The sequence below is a fragment of the Streptococcus sp. 151470009-6 genome (assembly GCF_053628175.1).
Genome location: NZ_JBSEZF010000003.1, coordinates 237263 through 245164 on the forward strand (window position 1 = coordinate 237263; position 7902 = coordinate 245164).

The following is a 7902-nucleotide window of genomic DNA, read 5'->3' on the forward strand; positions in this document are numbered from 1 at the left end:
GACATATACTTTAGTCGTTATCTTCTTCTTTACGTTTGAATAGTGTAAGACCTAAGGCTGCAAATAGAGCTAACGCACCAGTTACTGCTACAGAGTGATTGTTTTCTGTTCCTGTATTTGGTAATACTTTGGAATTATCAACAGTAGATTGCCCAGTATTTGCATGGTTTTGTCGACTATCTTGACTTAATTTGTCAGTATTATTTGGAGTAGTAGCAGCTGTTCCTACTCTTACAATTTCATCAGTAGGTGTAATTGTAACTGTAGAAGAGAGAATGTTGCTAGAAATAATCTGTCCTTTATCATCAAAAACTTCTTCGATAATGATTGTACGAAGACCAGCTTTTCCTGGGGATACAATCATTTTTGTTCCATTGGCTAATGTATCATCATAAATAGATTGAATACCATAAGGGATAGAAAGTTCAATAGTTCTCTGAACTGTTCGATTGAGTGGTTTTGTTCCCACAAGTACGATCTGTTTAACAGGTTCGGTTTGTTCATCAGAGATAACACGAGACGAGATCACAGTATTGTTTCGGTTGTCAATGGTATCTTCATGAACAATAGTTCTAGTACCTTTAACACCAGGGGTTTGAATCTCTTCTTCACCAACAAATAGCTTGTCAGAAGGAACTTTAACGATCTCAAAATCAATATCCTGTTTCTCAGTTCTTTGAGTAGTTACAGTAAGTGGTTTTGTTCCCACAAGTACGATCTGTTTAACAGGTTCGGTTTGTTCGTCAGAGATAACACGAGACGAGATCACAGTATTGTTTCGATTGTCAATAGTATCTTCGTGAACAATAGTTCTGACACCTTTAACACCGGGGGTTTGAATCTCTTCTTCACCAACAAATAGCTTGTCAGAAGGAACTTTAACGATCTCAAAATCAATATCCTGTTTCTCAGTTCTTTGAGTAGTTACAGTAAGTGGTTTTGTTCCCACAAGTACGATCTGTTTAACAGGTTCGATTTGTTCGTCAGAGACAACACGAGACGAGATCACAGTATTGTTTCGGTTGTCAATGGTATCTTCATGAACAATAGTTCTAGTACCCTTAACACCAGGGGTTTGAATCCCTTCTTCACCAACAAATAGCTTATCAGAAGGAACTTTAACGATCTCAAAATCAATATCCTGTTTCTCAGTTCTTTGAGTAGTTACAGTAAGTGGTTTTGTTCCCACAAGTACGATCTGTTTAACAGGTTCGGTTTGTTCGTCAGAGATGACGCGAGACGAGATCACAGTATTGTTTCGGTTGTCAATGGTATCTTCATGAACAATAGTTCTAGTACCTTTAACACCAGGGGTTTGAATCTCTTCTTCACCAACAAATAGCTTGTCAGAAGGAACTTTAACGATCTCAAAATCAATATCCTGTTTCTCAGTTCTTTGAGTAGTTACAGTAAGTGGTTTTGTTCCCACAAGTACGATCTGTTTAACAGGTTCGGTTTGTTCGTCAGAGATAACACGAGACGAGATCACAGTATTGTTTCGGTTGTCAATGGTTTCTTCATGAACAATAGTTCTAGTACCTTTAACACCAGGGGTTTGAATCTCTTCTTCACCAACAAATAGCTTATCAGAAGGAACTTTAACGATCTCAAAATCAATATCCTGTTTCTCAGTTCTTTGAGCAGTTACAGTGAGTGGTTTTGTTCCCACAAGTACGATCTGTTTAACAGGTTCGGTTTGTTCGTCAGAGATAACACGAGACGAGATCACAGTATTGTTTCGGTTGTCAATAGTATCTTCGTGAACAATAGTTCTAGTACCTTTAACACCAGGGGTTTGAATCTCCTCTTCACCAACAAATAGCTTGTCAGAAGGAACTTTAACGATCTCAAAATCAATATCCTGTTTCTCAGTTCTTTGAGCAGTTCTAGTAAGTGGTTTTGTTCCCACAAGTACAACTTGCTTAACAGGTTTAGTAGTGATACTATCAGAAACTTGTTCTCTTGAAATTAGATCATTTGTATCATTATCACGGGTTTCTCGATAAGAAACAGTACGGATTCCTTTGACACCAGGAGTTTTGATGACAGTATCACCGACTAGAATAGTATCATCGTTTACATATTCTGTTTCGAAATCGACATCAAACTGATCAAATGCTCCAATAGCTTTGGAAGTTCGTGTACCTACATGGACAACACGATTTTGCGGTGCCGTAGTTACATTTTCATCAGTAAATGTATACTGCGTATCGTTCTTCAAACCAATTGGAAGGTTTTCGTAGCGATAAGTCATCTCAGTTGTTTGAGTTTGTTTTTTAGTATCAGTGTAACTATAAGTTTTAGTGGCTGTCATAATTTTGCCATCTGTCGTTGTATAGTCTGCTCGAAGCAATCCCGGAATGCGATCATTATCAGTCGCTTCCCGAATATTTGTTGTCTCGTAGTAATTTCTGAGACCATAGTTCATGATATTGGTTCCACTTGTTTTCTCATAAGCAGAGTTATCAACGCTAGTTGCATAGGTATTCACAATTTTCTTCCCAGTTACCCCAGGAGTTTTTTCAATACTTGTTCCAGCAGCGATGGTCTTGTCATTAACGTAGATTGTTTCATATGGAACAGTCTCTTCTGAACTATTGACTAAGCTAGGAGAACTTGTTGAAAAACGGCTGACTCCCATATTGAATTGAGCGTTATTCTTTTCCTTGTTTGGAGTGAGGCGTTCGGTTGTAGGCTTATAGATCGCATTGCCAAGTGGATCGGTTTTTGTATCGGTAGTAGAAACTGTAATTTCTGAGTCAGAAGTGAAGGTATTATTTTCAGTATATCGGACGAGATTGTTCGTTTCTAATACACGAATTGGTAAATCGACATTGTTAGCATAACTAATATTAGAAATTTTAATATCATTACCAATAAAAGCTAGAGGTTGAGTTCGACTCAGTGTATTTGGGAGGTTACTTGGAGTACGAGTTGTATTAATACCAAATCCTAATCCTGGTTGCACTAAAGTTCCGTTATTTCCGTTTAAGCTAATTAATGGTGTTTGTGTTGCAGCATTTTTAGCTAAAGATTGTGTGATTTCCCCAAAGTCAAGATTATTGTCTTTAAAAAGAACGCCCTCCGCATTTGTTGTAATAGAAATGATAGGCATTGTCTTTTGTTTTCCGATGATGCCAGGTCTAGTACTCATGAAAGTTTTTTTGACTTTAATGTCATTGTTTTGGAAAACAACAGATCCGCGGAACTTATCTTGGTTAGCTCGAATATTTTTATCTGCGACATTAAAATTACTAGTCGATTCAGCGATTGTAATAGCAGATAAATCTTTATTTGGATCACCGTAAAGTTCTTCAAGCTCGACTTTATTATTACTAATGTTGATGGAACCAGAACCATATCCCAATCCGTTTGCAAATTTACTTGTATCAGATAATGTAGCTGTTCCCTTAATATTGTCATTAGAAGAGTTAATCATCTTAATCAAATCGTTTGCTGAGTGTCCAGTGATTTGGTTGTTTTTAATATTAAGTACATAGTTTAGGTAAGGTTCTTGCATACGAACAAGAATAGCATTTGTATTGTAGTCTTGGTTTGTAGCGGTTCTACCTGATGAATCCAAATCTTGAATGCGGTTATTACTAATTTCAAAATAACCTACGGCTCCGTCTGCACTCAAGTCCTGAGATTTTTCATTCGTTTGCAAATGAATTGCTTCATACTGGAGGTAATCATGACCATGTGTGAATTTTCCGTCAACTTTCAAGTCATCTCGTACTAGACGATTTGTTTTATCTTGTGTGACAACGTTGTTTCGAATGACAACATTTTCCATTTTAAAGTTTCGGTTGTATACAGAGATACCTAACAAGCGATCTCCGTATGAAATGTTGTTTTCGATTAAAATTCGGTCACCGTCGTGAATATCTAAACCTTTACGATAGTTATAGGTACTCGTATTGTTTCGGAAAACAATTCCATTATTGTAGGATCCAGCCTCTGAAGCGAAACCATAACCTGTACTTCCGTTTAATTTGTGTCCATTTTCAGAAGTGGTTGTTCCTTCAATAAGGATATTGGTTTGGTAAGAGAATTGAACTCCAGCCACTCGGTTATTGTGAGTATTACTGTTTAATACTTTATTGTTTTCACCTAAGTTTAGACTGCTGAAAGTATAACCAGGAGCTTTTCCAGCAATCAAATTACTCACAGAACGAGGACGGCCCCAACCAGGTAGAGAGATATTTGAGACACTGTTATATGACGATCCGAAGCGGATACCAGCTTTGTTAGCTCCGCTCGCTTCAACGTTCTCAACAGTTACATTATCAGAATCATTGATAAGGACGCCATCGACTTTTCCATAGTAGGGCATTCCTTTGACGTAGAAGCCATCATGTTGTTCTCCAAAAGCTTCTTTTAAGTTTTGGATAGAAACAGATAAATCTTTCACAAGGAATCCATTTTGATTTTCAACTAGCAAAACAGCATGGTCGCGATTGTCAGTATCATTCTCGTTGCTATCCCAAGGATTTCCTAGCTGAACTAAATTTGTTTTTAATACGGTTGTTCCTGGACCGTCTCCAAAGAGACCGGTTACATTTGAGTGCTCTGAACCGATTTTAATTTGATTAAAGGAGCCACTTTCGCTTTTGCGATAGATAGGCAGTGCTATTCCTGTAAGGTTTTCTCCGTTAGAACTAACATAACGAACAAGTCCATCCGAGTCTACACGAAGATTTTCGTATTCTTCTTTCGTAACATGTGAAAGATTCTGGACTCCATCGATTCGTCCTTTTTGTATAGGCATAGGGACACCTGAACCGTATGTTAAAATCTTATAGTGATCAATTTCACCTTTATCACGAGCCACATTGACAATTCCAGAAAGTTTGACGGCGACACCAGTATGTTGTGTGCCATCTGGATCAGCCATTACGATTTCATTTGCAGCTTTTAGTGCTTTATTAACAGCGAGAGTATCATCTTGGTTATCAGCTACATTCAAACCAAAATCAGTAGCATTGACATAGTACCATTTGTTTTTATGATCATAGTGAACATCATACTCAACGCCTTCAACAGTTGGTTTTGAAACAACGGTTCTTACATCTTCTGTGATGGCATCTTGAATTTTCTTTGATTGGTTTTCTTTTGGTATTTCAGGAATGGCTTTTGCTTTAATTGCTTCCTCGTCAGCTTTTACTTCTGGTTTTAGAACAGGTTCGGTTGATTCAGCAGGGACAGTAGATACAGATTCTTTAGATTGATTTTTATTTGCTTCTAAAGGGGTGGATGCGCTTACACTTCGAAAACCACTTCTTCCTGTTTGTTTATTATCTTCAGGCTTTGTAGGAGTTTCAACTACAGTAGTAGCACTGCCAGATATATTGGAAGAAGAGGTAGAGGGTTGATTTGGCGCTAAACTGGCATCAGTATCATTCACAGTAGGCCTTGGAGTTTCCCCTGCTTCATTTTCATTGGATTTTTCAATCGTTGAAGATGATACTGTAGTAGATTTTAAAACATCTGAGGTCTCTCCTCCGACCTCATTAGCAGCTACGTTATTGACTAATAAAGCTGATGTGACAATCCCAATTGAAACAGCAACCCAGTGTTTCTTAACTTTTCGCAACTTTTTCATAAAATTACAATTCCCTTTTTAAAAAAAATTCTATATTTGACCTACAACTATACCTGTATCAATAATGAATTTATGCAATAATCTGTAGAAATTAAGCATAATAACATATACAGATATAATGTAGACAATTTATTTTAACAAATCAAGTAGTTTGAGTCAAGAAATCAAGCTAGAAAATTAAAATTATTTTTTAACACAAATTATTTTATTCGTAAAATAGTTAAAATTGATTTTCTTTTACTTGACAGAGTGGCACGTATCATGCTAGAATGTATGTGGTTATTTATGTTTAATATTTAAAGTGTTTGGAGGACTTTAGCTAGTAAATATCAAATAATCTGTAATTTCTTCTTCATTTCTCAGGAGAGGGATTAAGAACATTGAAAACAAAATATAGAAAAGAGGGGAAACATGGCAAAAAGCAAAATGCTGAAATTGCTTTCAAAACTTTCAGCTGCAGCTCTTTCTGTCTTGACACTTACATCTGTTTTGACAAATACTGTTAAAGCTGATGACCCAACGCCAAAGGAATTAACGCAAGTTATTACAGGTGTTGAGTTGTTGGATGCTTCAGATACGAAACAGAATGTAACTTCTGAGGGAGATTATGCAGTTCGTACAGGGAATGCCTACAAGCTTCGTGTAACGTTTGATCTCAAACAATACAATGAAAACTTGAACAATGGTGATTATTTCACTTTCGACATTCCTGCACCAATGACAGTCTACAACGGCACTCAAGATTTGGTTGACCCAGCTACGCAAGTAACGATTGGGGAAGCAGTTGTAACATCAAATGGTAATGACAAGGGTGGTAAAGCAAAAATTACCTTGAAAAACTTGGACAAGTACCTAGCTAAAACCGGTGGAGATAAAGTTAAGGATGTATCGGGTAACTTTGCGGCTTCATTCCGCTTCCTAACAGACCAGAACAAGACACCAATTAGCTTTAATTCTTCTTCTATGAAGCAAGAGGTAACTCATACATATACCTCTAAGACAATCACAGGTCCTAAAGTTGGTACTGAAAACTATGCGAAAGCTGGTGGACAAGCTTCTCGTGAAAGCTGGAACTCTCCAAAACTAGCAGCAATCGGATCAGTAAGCTCAGGTAATGAGATGTCAAACTGGCGTGTACGTGTGAACACAGAAAAACAAGATTTTGGACAAAACATTGTGCTTCATGACACAATTCCAAATGATGACACATCTTACACACCAGCTCAATACATTCCAGAAAGCTTGAAGATTTACAAGGCTGATATTACAGGCGGTACTTCTGCTGTTCCTCCAGGAGCAGAACTCATGGTAGAGGGTACTGACTATACAGTTGCTTGGAACTCAAACTATACATCATTTGATGTTACGCTTAAGGACGGAACAACATCTTACTTCGTTACATATAGTACTACCACTCCAAATGATGGTACGAAAGTAGCAAATATCGTAGCTTTGTCTCTTGCAGACGGAACAAAACTTGCACAAAATACAAGTCGCCCAGGTGCGCTTAGCATGAAAGCGGAAGCAACATCTTTGATTTCTGGTACAATTGTAGCATCTACAGCCTACCAAATTAAGATTAATAAGACAGACGCGTTCACTCTTACACCTGTTCAAGGAGCAGTTTATACTGTGACAGCAGCAGATGATGCAAGTGAAACAACAGAAGTGACTACGAATGAAAAAGGAGTAGCGCTTACTAAAACTTATGATCAGAAATGGGAAGGTAAAACGTTCAAGATCAAAGAGAAGACTGCTCCAGCTGGCTATAAGCTAGATGAAAAAGAGTATACAGTCAAACTCGGAGCAGCAGGTTCTACGATCAACCTTAAGGACGAGCCTGTTCCAGCTGTGTTCAATGTAACAGCTAAGAAAGTGGTAGAAGGTCGTACAGATAAACTTCCAAAAGCGGATGAGTTTACCTTTAACCTATATACAGCAGAGAACTTGAAGACTCCAGTAGCCACAGCGAAATCAAAAGCTGATGGAACGATTACCTTCGAGAACATTGAAGTAAAAGGTGCGGGAACTTACCACTACGTCATCAAAGAAGATACTTCAGCAGCAATCAATGGTATCACTTTTGATGAAGCAGGTAAGGAAGTTACTGTAACAGCAGCTTTCCAAGGTGGAGTATTGACAGCTTCTGTTACTTCAGCAGAACCAACTTTCACTAACACTTATAAAGCAGCTTCAACAAGCGCGACAATCAAAGCTAAGAAAGTCTTGAATGGTAAAGAGCTTGCGGCTGATGCTTATACTTTCGAATTGAAAGAAAAAGATGCAGTTGTAGCAGA

Annotated in this window: 2 protein-coding genes; one reads left to right on the forward strand and one right to left on the reverse strand. The window is 37.7% G+C overall.

Going from position 1 to position 7902, the window contains the following annotated elements; genetic code table 11:
* Positions 1–10: 10 nt before the first annotated feature.
* Positions 11–5605 (reverse strand): G5 domain-containing protein, encoded by a 5595-nt coding sequence (locus ACUW6H_RS06205; RefSeq protein ID WP_454363030.1) that lies wholly within the window; start codon positions 5603–5605, stop codon positions 11–13.
* Between the two features lie 411 nt (positions 5606–6016).
* Between ACUW6H_RS06205 and ACUW6H_RS06210 the strand changes: the two genes are divergently transcribed.
* The coding region (locus ACUW6H_RS06210; RefSeq protein WP_454363032.1) for a Spy0128 family protein at positions 6017–7902 on the forward strand (1886 nt) is incomplete at its 3' end.

Bases quoted from the DNA above. Each gene is read 5' to 3' on its own strand.
- ACUW6H_RS06205 (WP_454363030.1), bottom strand. From the start codon at position 5,605: ATGAAAAAGTTGCGAAAAGTTAAGAAACACTGGGTTGCTGTTTCAATT.